Genomic DNA, 20,624 nt, shown 5'->3' with positions numbered 1-20,624 from the left:
ACCCTAGGGAACGAGGACCTGGACGAGGGAATCCTGCATCCAGGTCAACCAGTGGTACACGTCCAGATGGGGAGCACGAGGATCGCCCTCGTCGAGTACGTCAGGAGTGTCCGCACTGATGCCCAGTGTGGTCCCGAGCGCCAGCCTCACGTCGTTGAGACCCGTCAACCACGCGTCGGCCTGTTCCTGGGTGAGCACGATCTTTCCGCCGGAATCGGGCAGGGTCGCGAGGATCACTGCCCCGGCAGCCAACTTCTCGTCGATGATCTCGGGCTCGTGCAACCCGCGGAGCGCACCGTTCAGATCAGCCGGATCCTGATCGTCGTGTTCGGGATCGGCGCGGTGGAAGTCCGGCAGCAGCCGGGCCAGCGCTGCATCGTCCGGCGGGCTGTTGTGGCCGGTACGCAGCCCGGTCAGCGCAGCGAGCTCGTCGGTGGGTGCCGCGGCGGAACGATCGCGTAGCAGGCCGAGAACGGACGCGACCAGGGACTTGAGCACCGCCGCCTCACGAGCGTCGATCTCGGACTTGATCTTGACCCCGGACAACGAATTCCGTCTCGTCCACGTGCGCACTGTCGGTGATGTCCTTCTCTGACGTAGAGGTGGCGAACTGCTGACTACTTGTCCTGCTGCATGGTGGCCCACAGGCCCGCCGCGTGCAGCCTTTTGACGTCGTTCTCCATCGCATCGCGCTCGCCGCTCGACACGACCGCCTTGCCCTCGGAGTGCACCTGCATCATCAACTCGGTGGCCTTGGCCTTGCTGTAGCCGAAGAGCTTCTGGAACACGTAGGTCACGTAGTGCATCAAGTTGACCGGGTCGTCCCACACGATGGTGACCCACGGAGTGTCGTGCGCTTCGTCGGCAGCAACGGCCTCGGTTTCGGCCGGCACCGCCTGCGGCGACGCCGCCGCGACTTCGAGTGCCGAGAAGCCGTCCACGGGCAGAAGCGATCCATCCACCGTCAACCAAGGCATGGCAACAGGGTACGGCGTGTCGGGCCGACCCCACACGTTCGCCCCTGCGCTCGTAGTGTGATCGAGGTGAGCAATGACGCGACCACCGATCACACGCTTTCCAGCGACGGAGCCAGCACTGCACTGCTGACCGACCAGTACGAGTACACGATGCTGTCCGCGGCCCTGGCCAGCGGCTATGCAGACAGACCGTGCAGTTTCGAGGTCTTCGCCCGCAGGCTTCCCGGCGGCCGCCGATACGGCGTCGTGGCCGGCACCGAGCGCATTCTCGACGCCGTCGATCGCTTCCGATTCGGCCCGGACGAGCTGCGTGTCGTGTCGAAGTTTCTCGACGCCGACACCGTCGAGTGGCTGCGCAACTACCGCTTCACCGGCGACATCGACGGCTACCGCGAGGGCGAGCTGTACTTTCCCGGCTCCCCCGTCCTGACGGTCCGCGGCACGTTCGCCGAGTGCGTGGTCCTGGAAACCGTGGTGCTGTCGATTCTCAATCACGACAGCGCAATCGCCTCTGCCGCAGCGCGCATGGTCGCCTCCGCCGAGGCCAGGCCGATCATCGAAATGGGATCGCGGCGCACCCACGAGGAGGCGGCGGTCGCGGCATCGCGCGCGGCCTACTTGGCCGGCTTCACCGCGACGTCCAACCTCGAAGCCGTCCGACGCCACGGCGTCCCCGGAGCAGGCACGTCGGCCCACTCGTTCACGCTGCTGCACACCACCGCCGACGGCCCCGACGAGAAGGCCGCTTTTGCCGCTCAGGTCCGAGCGCTCGGGGTGGGAACGACACTGCTGGTCGATACCTACGACATCAAGCAGGGCGTGGCCAACGCCATCGAGGTGGCCGGTCCGGAGCTCGGCGGTGTCCGCATCGACTCCGGCGACCTCGGTGTCCTCGCCCGTCAGGTCCGCGACCAACTGAACACTCTCGGCGCGCCGAAGACGCGGATCGTCGTCTCCGGCGACCTCGACGAGTACGCGATCGCCGCGCTGCGCGCCGAACCCGTCGATTCGTACGGCGTCGGCACGTCCCTGGTCACCGGTTCGGGCGCGCCGACGGCAGGAATGGTCTACAAGCTGGTCACTGTCGACGGCATTCCCGTCGCCAAGCGCAGCAGTCACAAGGAATCGCGCGGTGGTACCAAGGCAGCGCTGCGGACCGCGCGTGGGACCGGTACGGCAGTCGAGGAAATAGTGCACCCGTTCGACGCCGCCCCGACGGTCGAGGACGGTCTGACGGCGGAGACGTTGACCACGCCGCTGATGCGTGGCGGCCGGCTCGTCGCCGATCTACCGACCCTCGCCGAGGGCCGGGACCTCCTCGCGCGACGCCTGGTCAGCCTGCCGTGGGAGGGGCTCGCCCTGTCCCAGGGCGAACCGGCGATACCGACCCGGTTCGCCCTGGGCTAGGGGCGGTGTCGGTGCCGAACCCGGTGGGCGATCGGCAGTAGTCTGCTTCGGTGCCGTCGAAGACCGAGTTGCCCACCGTTCCCGCTCTCCTGCAGGTTGCGGTGCACTCGCTCGGTGGCAAGGAACGCAGCAATCAGCTGACGATGGCCTCTGCCGTGGCGCATTCGATCGACACCGGTGAGCATCTCGCGGTGCAGGCGGGCACGGGCACCGGCAAGTCCCTTGCCTACCTCGTGCCCAGCATCAGGCATGCGGTCGAATCGGGGAAGACCGTCATCGTCTCGACGGCCACGATCGCGCTGCAGCGACAGTTGGTCGACCGCGACCTTCCACGTCTGTCCGACGCACTGACCGAAGCTGTGGGTCGGCGTCCGAAGTTCGCGATCCTCAAGGGCCGCAACAATTATTTGTGCATGAACAAGATTCACACCGGTGCCGCACAGGAAACACCGGACGCGGAGTTGTTCGACCCGTTCGCCGTCTCGCGGATGGGCCGCGAGGTGGTCCGGCTGACCAAGTGGTCCTCGGAGACCGAAACGGGAGATCGCGACGACGTGGTGCCCGGCGTGAGCGACCAGGCGTGGCGTCAGGTCAGCGTCACCGCTCGCGAGTGCCTCGGAAAATCGCGGTGCCCCGTCGGCGAGGACTGCTTCGCCGAGCGCGCCCGCACCGAGGCCGCACAGGTCGACGTGGTCGTGACCAACCACGCGCTGCTCGCCATCGACGCGATCACCGGAATTCAGATCCTGCCCGAGCACGACGTCGTGGTCGTCGACGAGGCCCACGAATTGGTCGACCGAGTGACCGGCGTTGCCACAGAGGAGCTTTCGGCCGCCACCGTCACCGCGGCCGCACGCCGTAGCGCCAAGCTCATCGAGGAAGAGACCGTCGATCAGCTCGAAGGAGCTGCCGAGAACTGGGCCGCGATTCTGGACGAACTACCGCCCGGTCGATGGCAGTCCCTTCCCGACGGCGTCGGACCGGCCCTGGCGTCCGTCCGCGACGCCGCCTGGGCCGTGCGCACCGCAATCGGACCGAACAAACAGGGCATGGCGAGCAGCGATCCCGAGGCCGCCGCGGCCCGCAGCGCAGCACTCGTAGCAGTCGACGAGGTACACGACAGCGCCGTACGAGTGCTCACTGCCTTCGACGAGCCCGATCCAGCCAAGCGCAAGGACGTCGTCTGGCACGCCGTCGACGATTTCCGAGGAAACGTCAAACGCACCGTTCGCATTGCTCCGCTCTCGGTGGGCGGGCTGCTGCGCGCACGGTTGTTCGCCGAATCCACCGTGGTGCTGACCTCGGCGACGCTCACCGTCGGCGGATCCTTCGACGGCCTGGCCGTCAACTGGGGCCTGCCCGCAGAGAAACCCTCCCGCAGTGACACAGCCATGGCGTCGGGAGTGGAACCACCCTCGGACAACGGATCCATTCGCTGGAATTCGTTGGACGTGGGCTCGCCGTTCGATCACGCTCGCGCCGGCATCATGTACATCGCCAAACATCTGTCTCCGCCCGGACGCGACGGCCTGTCCAAGTCCTCGCTCGACGAGATCGAATCGCTCGTCGAGGCAGCCGGTGGTCGGACGCTCGGGCTGTTCTCGTCGATGCGCGCCGCCAAGGCCGCGGCAGAGGAGATGCGCGAACGACTCGACACCCCGATCCTCTGCCAGGGTGACGATTCCACCGGCGCACTGGTGCAGAAGTTCGCCGACGACGAGGCCACTTCACTGTTCGGGACGCTGTCGCTGTGGCAGGGCGTCGACGTGCCCGGTCCGTCGCTGAGCCTGGTGATCCTGGACCGCATTCCGTTCCCCCGGCCCGACGATCCACTACTGGTGGCTCGGCAGCAGGCCGTCGAATCACGTGGCGGCAACGGCTTTCTCGCGGTGGCCGCCAACCACGCTGCCCTGCTACTGGCGCAGGGCGTCGGTCGACTGCTCCGTAGCGTCGACGACAAAGGTGTTGTCGCCGTGCTCGATTCGCGCCTGGCGACCGCCCGGTACGGCGGTTATCTGCGCGCGTCCTTACCGCCGTTCTGGGAGACCTCCAACCCGGAGGTGGTCCGCAAGGCCCTCACCCGCCTGGCCGGAAAGTAGCTGCTCCCTACGGCGTCGACACCAGACCGAGCTCGGCATCGGAGGCAAGCCCGTGGTGCCGCGGCAACACCCGCACCGTGTAGCCCACCGCTCCACTGTGCGGTAGCCGTGTCTCGCCCGCGTACACGTGCTCGCCGCCCTCACTGCCCACGTGCGACATCTCGGTGGTGCGAATGTCGCTGAGGTCCTCGCCCTCGTCGACGCGTCCCACCACGGCCTGCACCACGACGGCACCCGGTTCCATACCGCCGAGGTCGACGATGGCGCGCAGCGACAGTTCGGCACCGATGACGGGGGTGTCCGGCAACCCCTCGCTGTCGACTCGGGTGACTTTCACGTTGCGCCACGCCTGCTCGACGCGGCCGCGATACGACGCGACATCCTTGGCGCCGTGATAGCCGTCGGCCGACACCGCGCGAGCCGAGTGCGCAGCGGGCGCGTAGTAGCCGAGCGTGTAGTCCTGAACCATCCGCGAGGCCAACACTTTCGGTCCCAGCTGTTCCAGTGTGTGCCGCACCATCTCGATCCAGCGAGCCGGCACTCCGTCTTCCCCGCGATCGTAGAATTTCGGCAGCACCGCCTGCTCGAGCAATTCGTAGAGGGCAGCGGCTTCCAGATCGTCGCGGCGATTGTCGTCGGTGATGCCGTCGGCCGTCGGGATCGCCCACCCGTTTTCGCCGTCGTACATCTCGTCCCACCATCCGTCGCGAATCGACAGATTGAGGCCGCCGTTGAGCGCCGACTTCATTCCGGACGTACCGCAGGCCTCGAGCGGTCGCAGCGGATTGTTCAGCCACACATCGCAACCCCAGTACAGAAAACGCGCCATGGACATGTCGTAGTCGGGCAGGAACACGATGCGGTGTCGTACATCGGCCTCGTCGGCGAACTTGACGATCTGCTGAATGAGCGCCTTCCCACCGTCGTCGGCCGGATGCGATTTTCCGGCTACCACCAGCTGAACCGGGCGGACGGGATCGAGCAACATCGCCCGCAATCGCTCGGGTTCGCGCAGCATGAGCGTCAGACGCTTGTACGTCGGTACGCGTCGAGCAAAGCCGACGGTCAACACGTCGGGATCGAATACATTTGCAGTCCAGCTTATCTCGGCCTCGGTCGACCCTCGCTCCAGTGCCGAGCGGCGCACCCTTCGGCGCACCTCGTCCACCAACTGCGCGCGCAACGCGTTTCGCGTGGACCACACCTGCTCCGAGGACAACGGCCCACCTGTCTCGGTCTCCCCCTCGGCCCATTCCCGCGCCGCCCACGTCGGCGCATGGACACCGTTGGTCACCGATCCGATCGGCACCTCCGACGCGTCGAATCCTTGCCACAGGCCGTTGAACATCTCGCGGCTGACGATCCCGTGCAGCTTCGACACTCCGTTGGCGCGCTGACCCAAGCGAAGACCCATATGCGCCATGTTGAACACCGACGGATCACTCTCGCCGCCCAGCGCCAGAATTCGGCTCATCGGCAGTCCCGGCAACAGGGCCGAGTCCGGTGCACCGTCGCTACCGCCGAAATAGTGCCGCACCAGATCGGCGGGGAACCTGTCGATGCCGGCAGGCACCGGGGTGTGGGTGGTGAACACCGTGCCCGCCCGGACGGCGGCCAACGCCGAATCGAAGTCCAACCCGCTACCGGTGACGAGTTCACGGATGCGTTCGACCCCGAGGAAGCCGGCGTGGCCCTCGTTCATGTGGAACACCTCGGGATCGGGCAGTCCGTGCGCGCGCGTGTAGGCCCTGATCGCGCGTACTCCGCCGATTCCGGCGAGGATCTCCTGCTTGATGCGGTGGTCCTGATCGCCGCCGTACAGGCGGTCGGTGACTCCTCTGAGCTCGGGATCGTTGTCGGCGATGTCGGAATCGAGCAGCAGTAGCGGAACGCGTCCCACCTGAGCGATCCACACACGGGCCCGCAGTACGCGCGACCCCGGCATCGACACGTGTATCAACACCGGTGAGTCGTTGTCGTCGGTGAGCAGTCGTAGCGGCAGACCGTGCGGGTCCAGGGACGGGTAACGCTCGGCCTGCCACCCGTCGGCCGTCAGCGATTGCCGGAAGTACCCCGAGCGGTAGAGCAGTCCGACGCCGATCAGCGGTAGACCGAGATCCGACGCCGCCTTCAGGTGGTCGCCGGCCAGAATGCCGAGCCCACCCGAGTAGTTCGGCAGTACCTCGGTGACCCCGAACTCCATCGAGAAATAACCGATGCCCGACGGCAGAGCTCGCCCCTCGGCGAGCTCGTTCTGGTACCAGAGGGGTCGGGCGAGGTAGTCGTGTAGATCCGCCTCGGCGGCGTCCAGTTCGGCCAGGAACGATGCGTCTTCGGCGAGTTCTTCGAGCCGGCCGGGTGCGACGGCACCGAGCACGGCCACCGGATCGCGTTCGAGTTCGGTCCACAGCAGCGGATCGATGTGCTCGAAAAGATCCTGCGTGGCCGAATGCCACGACCACCTGAGGTTTGTCGACAGCTCGGCGAGGGCATTCAAACGGGCGGGAAGGTGGGCTCGGACGGTGAATCGACGCAAGGCTTTCACAGAGCCGAACCCTACCCACGGATACCTGTGTCGATGGGGCGCTCGGCGAAAATTTCCTCGTGCGCCCGTCGCGGTCAGTATGCGTCGGCGCACGCGCCATCTGCGCTGCTGCACTACGGTTGACGAGTAGAAGCACACCAAATATCGGTTCGATCAGAGGTTGCGCCCGCGCAGCCATACCTCTAACGAAGAATGGAGTGTGAAGTGACAGGTCGACTTGGTATCGACAATGTCCTTCCAGATACGACGACCGGGAAATACCCCGCGAAAGCGGTGGTGGGCGAGACGTTTCCAGTTTCCGCCGACGTCTGGCGCGAGGGTCACGACGCAGTGGCCGCGACGCTGTCGGTGCGTGGACCGGGAGGCAAGCTCGAACGCATCCCGATGACGCCCGGCCACGAGCCGGACACGTTCGACGCGGTGTTCGTCCCTTCCCGGCCCGGCTACTGGATCTGCCGTATCGAGGCGTGGAGCGATCCGATCAGCACCTGGCGCCACGCCGTCGAGGCGAAGCTCGGAGTGGGCCAGAGCGCCCACGAACTCGCCAACGATCTCGAGATCGGGGCGCGCCTGTTCCTCCGCGCTGCCACCGGCGTTCCTGCGGAGAGCAGGCAGCTGCTCGCCGACGTCGCCGCCGGCCTGCGCGACACCGACCGCCCGCTGCCCGCGCGGGTGTCCTCGGCGTTCGCATCGTCGGTCACCGAGCTGCTGTTCCAGCACCCGCTGCGCGAGCTGGTGACCAGATCGCGGGCCGTGAACGTGTGGGTCGACCGAAACCTGGCCCTCAACGGTGCCTGGTACGAGTTCTTCCCGCGCTCCACGGGCGGGTGGAACGAGGACGGATCACCGCGGCACGGCACGTTCGCGACATCCATCGAGCAGTTACCGCGCATCGCGCGCATGGGCTTCGACATCGTCTACCTGCCTCCGATCCACCCGATCGGCACGATCAACCGCAAGGGCCCGAACAACACGTTGACTCCGGGCCCCGAGGACGTCGGTTCGCCGTGGGCGATCGGATCCAAGGACGGCGGGCACGACGCGATCCATCCCGAGCTGGGAACCGAGGACGACTTCCGTGCGTTCGTCGACGCCTCGCGAGAGCACGGCCTCGAAGTGGCGCTCGATCTGGCCCTGCAGGCCGCTCCGGATCATCCATGGGCCGCAACACATTCCGAGTGGTTCACCGTGTTGCCGGACGGCACGATCGCCTACGCCGAGAATCCGCCGAAAAAGTACCAGGACATCTACCCGATCAACTTCGACAACGACCGTCGTGGCATCTACGAGGAAGTGCTGCGCGTGGTCCGATACTGGATCTCGTTGGGCGTCAAGATCTTCCGAGTCGACAATCCACACACCAAGCCACCGGACTTCTGGGAGTGGCTCATCGCCGAGGTCAAGAAGACCGATCCGGACGTGCTGTTCCTGGCCGAGGCGTTCACCCGGCCGGTGCGCATGTACGGTCTCGCGCAACGTGGGTTCACGCAGTCGTACACGTACTTCACGTGGCGTACCGCGAAGTGGGAGCTGACCGAGTTCGCCGAGGAGCATGCCCGACGCGCCGACGACGCGCGGCCGAACCTGTTCGTCAACACCCCGGACATCCTGCACGAGAGCCTGCAACACGGAGGACCCGGAATGTTCGCTCTGCGAGCAGCTCTGGCCGCCACCCTGGCTCCGACGTGGGGCGTGTACTCCGGGTACGAGCTGTACGAACATCAGGCCGTGCGCGAGGGCAGCGAAGAGTATCTGGACTCCGAGAAGTACCAGTTGCGACCGCGCGACTTCGAGGGTGCGCTCGCCCGCGGTGAATCGTTGGAGCCGTGGATCACCACCCTCAATTCCATCCGCCGTGCGCATCCGGCCCTGCAGCAACTGCGCAACATTCATTTCCACACGATCGACAACGAAGCGCTGATCGGATACTCCAAGTTCGATCCGCAGACCGGCGACTCGGTGTTGGTGGTCATCAACCTCAACCCGTTCGGAGCCGAGGAGGGCACCGTCCATCTGGACATGCCCGCGCTCGGTCACGACTGGCAGGACACCCTGACGATCAAGGACGAGGTGAGCGGCATCCATTACGACTGGGGCCACACCAACTTCGTCCGACTCGAGCCCTGGACCTCGGTGGCGCACATATTCACGCTCCCCCACATTCCCTATCCGGCACGAATCGAACTGGCCTACCGCGGCAACCGAAAGTGAGTGGATTCAACGTGACCAAGAATCCGACGACGCCCGAAGACACCGTCGCAGCCCCGTCCGACAACGACCTCGATCTCCTCGCCGCTGGTCGGCACTACAACCCGCATTCCGTGCTCGGCGCGCACCCCGTGCCCGGCGGAACAGCGATTCGTGCGCTGAAGCCCGACGCGGAGAAAGTGATCGCGCGCGTCGGAGGCGTCGACCACGAGTTGACCCACGTCGCCCACGGCCTCTTCTCTGCGCTGGTGCCGGTCGAGGACCTGATCGATTACCGGCTCGTGGTCACCTGGCCAGGTGGGCACGTGTCCGAATCTGCCGACGGGTACCGGTTCCTACCGACCCTCGGTGAACTCGACCTGCACCTGTTCGGCGAAGGTCGCCACGAGCGTCTGTGGGACATCCTCGGAGCGCACCAGCAGTCGTACGCCACTCCCGACGGTCCCGTCACCGGCACCTCGTTCGCGGTGTGGGCCCCTGCCGCCCAGGGCGTCACGCTGGTGGGCGACTTCGACGGGTGGACCGGCCGTAGTTGGCCGATGCGCGTCCTCGGCTCCACCGGAGTCTGGGAGCTGTTCGTCCCGAACATCGAACCCGGTGCCCTGTACAAGTTCCGCGTCCACGGCTCCGACGGTTCGGTGAAGGACAAGGCCGACCCGATGGCCTTCGCCACCGAGGTTCCGCCGTCCACCGCGTCGGTCGTGACCGCGTCGACGTACACCTGGAACGACGAGAAGTGGCTCGACACCCGAGCCGGCATCGAACCCACGCAGGCTCCGATGAGCGTCTACGAGATCCATCTGGCGTCGTGGCGACCGGGCCTGGGTTACCGGGAGCTGGCCGAGCAACTGGCCGAGTACATCATCGAGACCGGCTTCACTCACGTGGAGTTGCTCCCCGTCGCCGAGCACCCCTTCGGCGGATCCTGGGGTTACCAGGTGACGTCCTACTACGCACCGACGTCCAGGTTCGGCAGTCCGGACGACTTCCGGTTCTTCGTCGACCACCTGCACAGCGCCGGCATCGGCGTCATCGTCGACTGGGTCCCCGCCCACTTCCCCAAGGACGAATGGGCCCTCGCCCGCTTCGACGGTGGGCCGCTCTACGAGCACGGAGACCCGCAGCGAGGCGAGCAACTCGACTGGGGCACACTGGTTTTCGACTTCGGCCGACGCGAGGTCCGCAACTTCCTGGTCGCGAACGCGCTCTACTGGATCGACGAATTCCACATCGACGGACTGCGCGTCGACGCCGTCGCCTCGATGCTGTACCTGGACTACTCGCGTCCCGAGGGCGGCTGGTCGCCCAACATCTACGGTGGCCGAGAAAACCTCGAAGCGGTGTCCTTCCTGCAGGAGATGAACGCCACGGTGCACAAGAAGCACCGCGGAGTCGTCACCGTTGCCGAGGAGTCGACCGCCTGGCCGGGCGTCACTCGCCCGACGAACGTCGGCGGGCTCGGGTTCAACATGAAGTGGAACATGGGGTGGATGCACGACACCCTCGGCTTCGTCGGGCGCGATCCCATCCACCGCAGCTACCACCACCACGAGATCACGTTCTCGCTCGTCTACGCGTGGAGCGAGAACTACCTGCTGCCCATCAGCCACGACGAGGTGGTGCACGGCAAGGGCACGCTGTGGACCCGCATGCCCGGGGACGACTACGCCAAGGCCGCAGGGCTGCGCGGAATGCTCGCCTACATGTGGGCACATCCGGGCAAGCAGTTGCTGTTCATGGGCCAGGAGTTCGGTCAGACTCGCGAATGGTCCGAGGAGCGAGGCCTGGACTGGTACCAGATCGACGAGGAGCCGTTGCACCGAGGTGTGAAATCGCTTGTCGCAGATCTGAACTCGACGTACCGGTCGCATCCGGCACTGTGGACGCTGGACACCTCGCCCAGTGGCTACTCGTGGATCGACGCCAACGACACCGAGAACAACGTGCTCAGCTTTCTGAGGTACGGCTCCGACGGTTCGGTTGTCGCGTGTATTTTCAACTTCTCCGGTTCCGAGCACGGCAGCTATCGTGTGGGACTACCGGAACCAGGCCGTTGGATCGAGATCCTCAACACCGATGCAACGGAGTACGGCGGCTCCGGAATGGGCAACCTGGGTGAAGTGACGGCAACATCGCACTCGTGGCACGGTCGACCGGCATCAGGCCAGGTTGCACTTCCCGCCAACGGGGCGATCTGGATCAAATTGGAGCAGTAGATGACCGGCGGCCGCAGACCACGACTTCTGGCTGCGGCCGCCACTGCAGGGTTACTACTGTTGACATCGTGCGCCGCCACCGTCGGCGGTAACGCAGTGTCGATCTACGAGAATCCGTTCACGGTCGCTGGCCTTCCGGTCACCAGCGGACCGAGCGGACCGCGTCCGGGAGTACCGGATTCGACCATCGCCGTCGAGAACGCCGAAGGCACCGACTCGGACATTCTGGCAACCAACGCGATCGACGACATCCAGCAGTTCTGGGCCGAGCAGTATCCGGCCTTGTTCAAGGGCTCGTTCACGCCGGTCACGACATTGACCTCGTGGGATGCGTCGGAGGACGAGGGATCCGGCATCCGGTTCTGTGGAGACAGAACCGGTGGAGTCCCCAATGCCGCTTACTGCACCCGCGACGACTCGATCGGGTGGGACCGCACCATTCTGCTTCCGGCGTTGGTCGACGCGTTCGGGCCGATGTCGGTGGTCATGGTGATCGCGCACGAATACGGCCACGCGATCCAGCATCAGTCGGGACTCGTCGGCGACGACACCCCGACCATCGTGGCCGAGCAGCAAGCCGACTGTTTCGCCGGCGCATTCATCCGCCATGTCGCAGAGGGCGATTCGCCGCACTTCACCATCAACACCTCGGATGGGCTCAACGGTGTTCTCGCTGCGACCGTCGCGGTGCGCGACGTGGACCCCAACGATCCCGAATCGGTACACGGGTCCGCATTCGAGCGAGTGACCGCCGTGCAGATCGGGTTCACCGACGGTGCAGCTGCCTGCACACGCATCGACGAGGCCGAAATCGATTCACGCCGAGCGTCGTTGCCGCAGAAGTTCGACAGCGCCGACGACTCCGGCGAGCTACCGGTCACCGAGGACTCCCTGGGCGCATTCACGCGATCGTTCGAGACGGCGCTTCCCGTCGCCGATCCCCCGACCGTGGACTACTCAGGATCGGACACCGGGTGCACCGACGCCGAGGCCACCACTCCGGTGTCGTACTGCCCGTCGAGCAACACCATCGGTGTCGATGTGGAGGACCTGGCCGAAATAGGGCAACCCGAGACACCTCAGCGCGGAGACATCCTGCCGCTCAACGTATCCGGTGACTATAGCGCGTACGTATTGTTCGCGTCTCGCTACACCCTCGCAGTACAGAAGGAAGCGGGCCAGACGCTCGACGACCCTCAGACCGCACTTCGATCCGCATGCCTGTCCGGGGTCATCACCGCAGCGTTGAGCGCCGAATCCAACGAGGCCGCTCTCGAAATCCGGCTCTCCCCCGGCGATCTCGACGAAGCCGTCTCCGGTCTACTCAGCGACGGATTGGCCGCCAGCGACGTCAACGGAACGACGCTGCCGTCCGGCTTCTCCCGAGTCGACGCGTTCCGCTCGGGAGTTCTCGGCGGCAAACCCCTGTGCGATTCGCGTTACAGCTGAGGGATTCAGTACAGAGCGGACGCGAGTTTGCGACGCGCCGAGACCACCAGAGGATCGGCGGCGTCGAACAACTCGAACAGCTCCAGTAGGCGGGTACGCAGGGCCGTGCGGTCGTCGCCCGCACTGATCTTGATTCCGTCGATGAGCCGTGCGAAAGCCTGTTCCGGCTGCTGCCCGGCCATTTCCGCGTCGGCCGCATCGATCCGGGCCTGCACGTTGGCGGGATCGGCGTCGGCCACCTCGACGGCATCGGGTGCAACGTTCTGCACCCGAGCCAAGAACTTGACCTGACGCAGCGCGGCGACCGCGTCGGTGTTCTTCGGCTCGGCGTCGATGATTGCCTGATACGCCGCCGCTGCCTTGTCGAAGTCACCCTCGTCGATCGCCTCTTCCGCAGCGACGATGCGCGGATCCTCGACCTCGGGTTCCGGCTCGGCGGCGGGAGCCGACCCGGGTGGACCGGACAGCTTTCCGGCGGTTGCCTGCTCGACGGCCTGCAGCCACTGACGCAACTGCTCGTCGGATTGCGTGCCCTGGAAATCGGCGAGCGGTTGCCCACCCGCGACGGCAACCACCGTGGGAATGGCCTGTACGCCGAACGCCTGCGCGATCTGCGGATTGGAGTCGACATCGACGCGGGCATGTATCCACGTGCCGCCGGCCTCGACGGCAAGTTGCCCGAGCTGACGCGTCAACGCCTGGGACTGCGGCGATCGTGCCGATCCCAGGTCGACGATGACCGGTACCTGCATCGATCGCTGCAGAACCTCGGCTTCGAAATTGGCCGTGGTCACGTCGACGATCGGAGCCAACCCTCCCGCATCGCCGCTGGCTTCGGCAGCGGGAGCAGGTGCCGGACGGTCCTTGAGAACGGACAGGTCGACGGCTCCGGCAATGGATGCGGGGACGGCGGCCGACGGGCGGACAGGAGGACGGGAACCGGGTCGAGTCACGTCCTACAGTTTGTCACTAACGCGATGCGTCATCCACTGGCGGGCGGTCAGGACGGAACCTTCGCGTCGGCTGCGGGTCGGCCACTGCTCAGCTCGGCAAGGCGTCCGGTACGCACGGCCCAGATCTCGAAGACCACGGTTCCGAAGGGCGGGAATGCTGCGACCAGCGCCAGCAGCGTGGCCTTGACGTCCCACTTCAGTTTCACCGCCGTCAGGACAGCAACGGCAAGGTACACGATGAACACCGCACCGTGGATGGGCCCGAAGATCTTCACGCCGATTTCGTTGCCGTCGGCCGGCAGGTACTTGAACGCCATGCCGACCAGTAGTCCGAGCCAGGTGAACGCTTCGAGCACGGCAATGAAACGGAAGCGTTTGGCCGTGCTGCTCAGGTCGAAGAAATTCGTCATGCCCGCTATTGTGCCCGGTTTGCTACGACAGAACGTAGTGGCTCTGGTCTCATCGGACCAGAGCCACTACCGACTCAGCTTTTCGGGACTCGAACGATGAGCGCGTCGCCCTGTCCGCCGCCGCCGCACAATGCTGCGGCACCCACTCCGCCACCGCGCCGCTGCAGCTCCAGAGCCAGGTGCAGTGCGATGCGAGCGCCCGACATTCCGAGGGGATGACCGATCGAAATCGCACCGCCGTTGACGTTGACGATCTCCGGATCGATGCCGAGCTCACGCGTCGACGCGATTCCGACCGCCGCAAACGCCTCGTTGATCTCGACGACGTCGAGGTCCTTCGGGTCGATGCCTTCCTTCGCGCAGGCCTTGGCGATGGCGCGAGCGGGCTGCGACTGCAGGGTGGAGTCGGGGCCGGCCACCACACCGTGCGCGCCGATCTCGGCGAGCCAGGTCAAACCGAGCGACTCGGCCTTGTCCTTGCTCATCACGACGACGGCGGCGGCACCGTCGGAAATCTGCGACGCGGATCCGGCAGTGACTGTGCCCGCCTTGTCGAACGCGGGGCGAAGCTTGCCGAGGGAATCGACCGTGGTGTCGGCCCGGATTCCTTCGTCGGCAGTGAACTGGATGGGCTCACCCTTGCGCTGCGGAATCGACACGGGCACTACCTCGTCGTCGAAGACCCCGTTCTTCCACGCCGCGGCAGCCTTCTGATGCGATCCGGCCGCGAAGGTGTCCTGCTCCTCACGGCTGATGGCTTCGGAGCTCTGATTGCGCTGCTCGGTGAGCGCGCCCATGGCCTGGTCGGTGAAGATGTCGTACAGACCGTCGTATGCGAGGTGGTCGCGCATGGTGACATCGCCGTACTTGAATCCCGCCCGCGACTTCTCCAGCATGTGCGGTGCCTGGGTCATCGATTCCTGGCCGCCGGCGACGACGATCTCGAACTCCCCCGCGCGAATGAGCTGGTCAGCGAGCGCGATGGCGTCGACGCCGGAGAGACACACCTTGTTGATGGTCAGGGCCGGAACGGTCATCGGGATACCTGCAGCGACGGCGGCCTGTCGGGCCGGGATCTGCCCGGCACCCGCAGTGAGGACCTGGCCCATGATGACGTAGTCGACCTGATCCGGAGCGACGCCGGCCTTCTCGAGTGCGCCCTTGATGGCAATTCCGCCGAGGTCGGAACCCGAGAAGTCCTTGAGCGCACCCGAGAAGCGCCCGACGGGCGTACGAGCACCGGCGACGATGACTGTTGTGGTCACGATTTCCTCCGAAAGTGTGAAGACGGCCTTGTGGAGATCAACGCTCGCCAGGCTCCCTACCGATACCAGCCTGGCGGAACACCGTGACGCAGCTGACGCTAACGTCTTGTCCATGACCTCCAGCACGCAGTCTTACACGGGCACCCCACTCCGCTCCGACCTGGTGACGGCTATCGACCACGTCGGTGTCGCGGTACCCGATCTCGATGCCGCAATCGCCTGGTACACCGACCACCTGGGGATGGTTGCGGTGCACGAGGAAGTCAACGAGGAACAGGGCGTGCGCGAGGCGATGCTCTCGTTCCCCGGCGCAGGCGAAAAGTCGGCGGCACTGCAGTTGCTCGCGCCCATCGACGAATCCTCGACCATCGCGAAGTTCATCGACCGAAACGGCCCCGGACTCCAACAGTTGGCGTATCGGGTCACCGACATCGAGGAGATCTCCTCCGAGTTGCGCGCCCGCGGCGTTCGGTTGCTCTACGACGCCCCCCGCCGCGGTACTGCCGATTCGCGTATCAACTTCGTCCACCCCAAGGACGCAGGCGGAGTACTGATCGAACTGGTCGAACCGAACCACAACGCGCACTGACCGAACTCGGTGATTACGCCGTATGGCTCTCCACTTGACTCACCGGTAAATTGACGGCCATGGCCATCGATCATGAACGCACTTCCACGGTGCAACTTCCCTTTTCCATCGTTCGGAAGGGGTTCGATCGCGACGAAGTCACCAACTACTTCGAGCGATTCGACGCCGAATTACGGCTGACGACGGCCGACCGTGATGCCGCCGCGGCACAGGCGCGTGATCTGGCCAAGCAACTCGACGACGCTCGCGACGAGATCGACGAACTGCGCAAGGACATCGACCGTCTCTCGGTGCCGCCGACCACCGCGGAAGGCATGAGCGATCGCATCTCCCGCATGTTGCGACTGGCGTCCGACGAGGCCTCCGAGGTTCGCGCGAAGGCGCACGCGGAGTCCGAGGAGATGATCTCGGTTGCGCAGCAGGAGAGCACTCGCCTGCGAAGCCGTCACGAATCGTTGGTCGCAGAACTCGAGGAGCGCCGCACGGCACTCGAAACCGAGCACGAGCAGACCATGGCGCAGGCACGCACCGAGGCTGCGCGCGTCGTCGAGGCCGCACAGGCAGAGCGCGACAAGCTGGCTGCCGAGTCCGAGGCCAAGCGCGCCGAGGTTCAGGAAGACTTCGAGATCACGATGGCCGAGCGCCGCACCAAGGTGCTCACCGCGCTCGAAGAACTGGAAGCGTCGAGCAAGGCCGATGCTGCTCGCCGTATCGAAGAGGCGACGACCGAGGCCGCACGCCGGTTGCAGTCCGCGAGCGAGCAGGCGGAGCGGCGCATCGCGCACTCGAAGGAATTGGCCGAGGAGCTGCGCGTGCTGCGAAGTCGCGTCCTCGCTCAGCTACTGGGTATCCGGGGCCAGCTCGATTCGGTACCGGCCATGCTGGCCTCGGTCAACCGCGAAAGCGAGTTGCTGGACAACCCCGACCCGACGGCCATCCTCAAGAAAGAAGAAGAGAAGGCTGCGGCGAAGGCCGAGAAGGACAACGACGAAGAGAAGGAATCCGCCGACTCGGCGTCCTGACTTCGCAGCACACGCTCGGCCTCCCCCGCTAGGACCATCTACGGGTGAGGCCTCGCGTGTTTCTGCCGCTCCAACACCCGGTGTGCCAATGTCTGCGGTTGTCGGCTCCCCCGAAGTCGTCCGACGGCCACGCCACGATGTGGGCGACCCCTGGCCGCACCTCGTGATCGCAGCCCGGGCAACGGTAGGTCTTGACGGCCTTGGCACCGGGAATCATCCGCGTCGTGTACGTGTCCCCGTCAGGACCCACCTCGACGCGATTGCCGCCCAGGACGGAATCGGTAGCCGGGCCGAGACTGCTCGGACCACTCCGACTCGCTTTGCGGGGCTGATTGCGACGAGGCACGCATCCAGTGTAGAGAATCGCGCCGCTTCGACAGAACGACGTCAGAAGAGCCGGAACTCGGTGCTGTCGGTGCCGCGGAGAACGTCGTAGTCGAGTGTCAGACAACGTATACCGCGATCGGTGGCCAGAGTCTTCGCCTGCGGCTTGATGACCTGTGCGGCGAACACACCGCTGACCGGTGCCAGCAACGGGTCACGATTGAGCAGTTCGAGGTACCGAGTCAACTGCTCCACACCGTCGATCTCACCGCGACGCTTGATCTCGACGGCGACAGTGCCACCATCTGCGTTGCGGCACAACAGATCCACCGGTCCGATTGCCGTCATGTATTCACGCCGCACCAGGGTGTACCCCTCACCGAGGGTGTTGACGTGTTCTGCGAGCAACTCCTGCAGATGAGCCTCGACACCGTCTTTGACCAACCCTGGATCGATACCCAATTCATGACTGGAATCGAGTTCGACGTCGTCGATCGTGATGCGGAGTTCTTCGCCCGCCTTGTTGGTGACGACCCATTTGATGGTCTCGTCCTCGGTGGTCTCGACCATCCAACAGGGCGGAGACATCCAGTTGAGGGGCTTGTACGCCCTGTCGTCCGCGTGCACACTGACCGATCCGTCGGACTTGACGAGCAGCAGGCGTCGAGCGGAAGGGAGATGTGCGGTGAGGCGGCCGATGTAGTCCACTTGGCAACGAGCAATAACTAAACGCACTCGACCACCATAAGGCAGCACGGCCGTTACTCTGTGACCACCATGCCCCAATTCAGACGATCTGCCGCTCCGCTGGGTTCCCGGCTCCTCGGAGACACCACCGAATCGCCGCGCCGACGCCGAATCCGAATCCAGCTGTTGCTGACGGTGTTCCTGGTCCTGTCCAACCTGATCGGTGCCGTGATCGTCGGCGTTCTCATCAGTGTGGTCGTTCCAGGCCCGGACGTTCTGGACATGGATCGCTACTGGTGGGTGAACTTCATCGTCGTCCCGGTGTACGTCTTTCTGGCATTCCTGGTCGGTGTCCTCTGGGGCACCACACGTGCGCTCAGCAGTCTGCGGTGGGGCATCGAGGATCGCGAGCCCACCCGGTCCGAGCAGGTCGCGACGCTGGCCATGCCCTGGCGCCTGACGCGCATGCAGATTGCGCTGTGGACCGGTGGGCTGATTCTGCTCACGACGATCGACGGCATCATCGACCCCCAGGCAATACCGAAGGTGGCGTTCACCATCGCCGCGGGCGGTACGGTCGTGTGCGCCTTCAGCTACCTGCTCAGTGAGTTCGCTCTGCGACCCATCGCGGCTCGCGCCCTGCAAGCGGGCGACCCACGGCGCATCCGAATCGCCGGTGTCATGGGGCGTTCCATCCTGTCGTGGTTGCTGGGAACCGGCGTTCCGGTCTCCGGCCTGATGATGATCGCGGTGTTCCGCTTCCTTCGACCCGAGACCAGTGCAAACCAGCTCGCTGTGTCCATCCTCGCGCTCGGCGGCATCACCATCGTATTCGGATTCGCACTGACCGTCCTGGGCGGTTTCGCGACCACCTCCCCCATCAACAACGTGCGGGCGGGCATGGCCGAAGTCGAGAAGGGCAACATGGATGTCCGACTCGCGGTGTACGACGGCACCGAGCTCGGCGAACTGCAGAGCGGTTTCAACCGGATGGCCGACGGTGTGCGCGATCGAGAGAAGATCCGCGACCTGTTCGGACGACACGTCGGACACGAGGTAGCCGAGAAGGCCCTGCAGTCCGATAGTGAACTCGGGGGCCAGGAGCGCGATATTGCAGTGTTCTTCATCGATCTGGTGGGCTCCACCGAATTGGCCGCATCACGACCGCCCACCGAGGTGGTGGATCTACTCAACCGCTTCTTCGCGGTCGTCGTCGACGAGGTGGACGAACACGGCGGCTTCATCAACAAATTCGAGGGCGACGCGGCGCTCGCCATCTTCGGAGCACCGAACGACATTCCGGATCACTGCGGATCGGCACTCTCTGCCGCACGTGCCATTGCCCGCCGATTGCTGGTCGAAGTTCCCGAGTGCAGCGCAGCCGTCGGCGTTGCAGCCGGCCGAGCCGTTGCCGGCAATGTAGGAGCAAAGTCGAGATTCGAGTACACCGTCATCGGCGATCCGGTAAACGAGGCTGCGCGACTATCGGAACTGGCCAAGAGCGCTCCCGGTGCGATACTCGCTTCCAAGACAGCGGTAGACGGTGCTGCCGAAAACGAAGCGGACCGCTGGGAATTCGGTGATCGAGTAACCCTTCGCGGACGATCCGCAGAGACAGTTCTGGCGAACCCCAAGGACGTGAAGGTTTCCGCAGACGAGGCGGAATCCGTTCACGCCTGATCCACCCGATCCGTGGGCTCAGTACGTGTAGTGCACTGTGCCCCTGCCGTTTTCATCACTGACGACTCGGCCGCCCTGTCCTCGGTTCCCCTCGCGAATGCGCGCGCGTTTGTCGAACGCTCACGACATCGCTGACGATTCTGCGCGCGCCTCGCGAATGCGAGCGCGTCTGCAGAATCGAAGTTTGCCCACGACCGATCGCCAAGCTTCGATGGGCAGTAGTTGGCTTGTTGGGGTTGGGTTCGGTTCGACGGCCCGACAAACGCGCACGCGTTTGTCGGGTGCGCGCAGCGTGGTGTCGCTGTTCTGCTCGCGTATGCGACCGGGTGTGGCTGGACGGGCGGTCCGTATGGCGATGATGGGACTGGGGGTGCAGGTATGGATGCCTGCGCGTTCAGCTCAACGCGAGCGGTGAATACTGTTGTGTTGGTGTTGGTTTCGAATGCAAAATGCCCCTGACCACGGGTGGTCAGGGGCATTTTGGGATGTTGTGTTCGGCGGTGTCCTACTCTCCCACACCCTGTCGAGTGCAGTACCATCGGCGCTGGAGGGCTTAGCTTCCGGGTTCGGAATGGGACCGGGCGTTTCCCCTCCGCTATGGCCGCCGTAACTCTGCGAAACAGTGTCACGAGCGGTCTCAGTCGGAGAACACATCCCCCACATACTGTCAGGGGTGGTGTTTCGTTCTTGGACCTGTATTCGGTTGTGTTACTGAACAACTACTCGTGTGTTGTTTCAGATATTGCACAGTGGACGCGTAGCTTCTTTGTGGTAAGTCCTCGGCCTATTAGTA

The 20,624-nt window shown here is 65.0% G+C and carries 16 protein-coding genes and 1 rRNA gene; 8 read left to right on the top strand and 9 right to left on the bottom strand.

All coding sequences use genetic code 11. From position 1 onward, the window contains the following. Window positions 1-3 precede the first annotated feature (3 nt). Both aosR and clpS read right to left on the bottom strand, forming a co-directional pair. The gene (gene aosR, locus CH285_RS06145; RefSeq protein WP_027497669.1) at window positions 4-573 is read right to left on the bottom strand and encodes an oxidative stress transcriptional regulator AosR; all 570 of its coding nucleotides are present in this window, start codon (window positions 571-573) and stop codon (window positions 4-6) included. A 44-nt stretch (window positions 574-617) separates the two neighbouring features. Beyond that, complete coding sequence (gene clpS, locus CH285_RS06140) at window positions 618-977, bottom strand: ATP-dependent Clp protease adapter ClpS (protein ID WP_228139244.1); 360 nt, start codon at window positions 975-977, stop codon at window positions 618-620. Window positions 978-1,127: 150 nt separating this feature from the next. On the opposite strand from clpS, the gene CH285_RS06135 reads away from it, so the two are divergent. After that, entirely contained in the window at window positions 1,128-2,384 is a 1,257-nt protein-coding gene (locus tag CH285_RS06135; protein ID WP_255032541.1) for a nicotinate phosphoribosyltransferase, read from the top strand. Between the two features lie 50 nt (window positions 2,385-2,434). Next, a complete protein-coding gene (locus tag CH285_RS06130) occupies window positions 2,435-4,483 on the top strand; it encodes an ATP-dependent DNA helicase (RefSeq protein WP_094644376.1) in 2,049 nt (682 codons plus the stop codon). Window positions 4,484-4,490: 7 nt separating this feature from the next. Here the strand turns inward: CH285_RS06130 and glgP are convergent, their stop codons facing one another. Further along, the gene (gene glgP, locus CH285_RS06125) at window positions 4,491-7,028 is read right to left on the bottom strand and encodes an alpha-glucan family phosphorylase (protein WP_094644377.1); all 2,538 of its coding nucleotides are present in this window, start codon (window positions 7,026-7,028) and stop codon (window positions 4,491-4,493) included. A 204-nt stretch (window positions 7,029-7,232) separates the two neighbouring features. Here glgP and CH285_RS06120 point away from each other — a divergent pair, with 204 nt between their 5' ends. Genes CH285_RS06120 through CH285_RS06110 form a run of 3 tightly spaced genes read left to right on the top strand, consistent with a single transcriptional unit; the run spans window position 7,233 to window position 12,901 of the window. After that, window positions 7,233-9,239, top strand: coding sequence for a maltotransferase domain-containing protein (locus CH285_RS06120; RefSeq protein WP_027497674.1), 2,007 nt, complete (start codon window positions 7,233-7,235; stop codon window positions 9,237-9,239). A gap of 11 nt (window positions 9,240-9,250) precedes the next feature. Then, window positions 9,251-11,452 (top strand): 1,4-alpha-glucan branching protein GlgB, encoded by a 2,202-nt coding sequence (gene glgB / locus CH285_RS06115; protein ID WP_032368540.1) that lies wholly within the window; start codon window positions 9,251-9,253, stop codon window positions 11,450-11,452. Continuing rightward, window positions 11,453-12,901, top strand: coding sequence for a metallopeptidase (locus tag CH285_RS06110; protein ID WP_094644378.1), 1,449 nt, complete (start codon window positions 11,453-11,455; stop codon window positions 12,899-12,901). Between the two features lie 5 nt (window positions 12,902-12,906). Here CH285_RS06110 and CH285_RS06105 read toward each other — a convergent pair whose 3' ends face one another. From CH285_RS06105 to CH285_RS06095, 3 genes are all read right to left on the bottom strand, one after another. Beyond that, complete coding sequence (locus CH285_RS06105) at window positions 12,907-13,854, bottom strand: tetratricopeptide repeat protein (RefSeq protein ID WP_230074654.1); 948 nt, start codon at window positions 13,852-13,854, stop codon at window positions 12,907-12,909. 47 nt (window positions 13,855-13,901) lie between these two features. After that, window positions 13,902-14,264: a DUF3817 domain-containing protein gene (locus CH285_RS06100; protein WP_094644379.1), complete on the bottom strand. Its 363-nt coding sequence runs from the start codon at window positions 14,262-14,264 to the stop codon at window positions 13,902-13,904. Between the two features lie 74 nt (window positions 14,265-14,338). Then, window positions 14,339-15,529: an acetyl-CoA C-acetyltransferase gene (locus tag CH285_RS06095; RefSeq protein WP_027497679.1), complete on the bottom strand. Its 1,191-nt coding sequence runs from the start codon at window positions 15,527-15,529 to the stop codon at window positions 14,339-14,341. Window positions 15,530-15,641: 112 nt separating this feature from the next. Here CH285_RS06095 and mce point away from each other — a divergent pair, with 112 nt between their 5' ends. Together mce and CH285_RS06085 are read left to right on the top strand one after the other, a co-directional pair. Further along, entirely contained in the window at window positions 15,642-16,118 is a 477-nt protein-coding gene (mce, locus tag CH285_RS06090) for a methylmalonyl-CoA epimerase (protein ID WP_032399481.1), read from the top strand. A gap of 59 nt (window positions 16,119-16,177) precedes the next feature. Continuing rightward, window positions 16,178-17,140, top strand: coding sequence for a hypothetical protein (locus CH285_RS06085; RefSeq protein WP_027497681.1), 963 nt, complete (start codon window positions 16,178-16,180; stop codon window positions 17,138-17,140). A gap of 28 nt (window positions 17,141-17,168) precedes the next feature. Here CH285_RS06085 and CH285_RS06080 read toward each other — a convergent pair whose 3' ends face one another. After that, on the bottom strand, window positions 17,169-17,486 hold the full coding sequence (locus CH285_RS06080) for an ATP/GTP-binding protein (RefSeq protein WP_072692233.1): 318 nt from the start codon (window positions 17,484-17,486) through the stop codon (window positions 17,169-17,171). 41 nt (window positions 17,487-17,527) lie between these two features. After that, entirely contained in the window at window positions 17,528-18,199 is a 672-nt protein-coding gene (nucS, locus tag CH285_RS06075; RefSeq protein ID WP_027497682.1) for an endonuclease NucS, read from the bottom strand. Window positions 18,200-18,241: 42 nt separating this feature from the next. Between nucS and CH285_RS06070 the strand changes: the two genes are divergently transcribed. Then, entirely contained in the window at window positions 18,242-19,831 is a 1,590-nt protein-coding gene (locus CH285_RS06070) for an adenylate/guanylate cyclase domain-containing protein (protein ID WP_094644407.1), read from the top strand. A 492-nt stretch (window positions 19,832-20,323) separates the two neighbouring features. Here CH285_RS06070 and rrf read toward each other — a convergent pair. After that, window positions 20,324-20,440, bottom strand: a 5S ribosomal RNA gene (gene rrf, locus CH285_RS06065). Between the last annotated feature and the right edge of the window lie 184 nt (window positions 20,441-20,624).

The sequence above is a fragment of the Rhodococcus sp. 05-2256-B1 genome (genome assembly GCF_002258465.1).
Classification (GTDB): Bacteria; Actinomycetota; Actinomycetes; order Mycobacteriales; family Mycobacteriaceae; genus Rhodococcoides; species Rhodococcoides fascians.
The sequence above is the reverse complement of the archived record's forward strand: the minus strand, read 5'-3'. Positions and strand labels throughout refer to the sequence as shown.

What these genes read in the sequence shown, in the direction of transcription:
- clpS (WP_228139244.1), bottom strand. Translation starts at nt 977, where the DNA reads ATGCCTTGGTTGACGGTGGATGGATCGCTTCTGCCCGTGGACGGCTTC.
- CH285_RS06135 (WP_255032541.1), top strand. Translation starts at nt 1,128, where the DNA reads ATGCTGTCCGCGGCCCTGGCCAGCGGCTATGCAGACAGACCGTGCAGT.
- CH285_RS06110 (WP_094644378.1), top strand. Translation starts at nt 11,453, where the DNA reads ATGACCGGCGGCCGCAGACCACGACTTCTGGCTGCGGCCGCCACTGCA.
- CH285_RS06100 (WP_094644379.1), bottom strand. Translation starts at nt 14,264, where the DNA reads ATGACGAATTTCTTCGACCTGAGCAGCACGGCCAAACGCTTCCGTTTC.
- mce (WP_032399481.1), top strand. Translation starts at nt 15,642, where the DNA reads ATGACCTCCAGCACGCAGTCTTACACGGGCACCCCACTCCGCTCCGAC.
- CH285_RS06085 (WP_027497681.1), top strand. Translation starts at nt 16,178, where the DNA reads ATGGCCATCGATCATGAACGCACTTCCACGGTGCAACTTCCCTTTTCC.
- CH285_RS06070 (WP_094644407.1), top strand. Translation starts at nt 18,242, where the DNA reads ATGCCCCAATTCAGACGATCTGCCGCTCCGCTGGGTTCCCGGCTCCTC.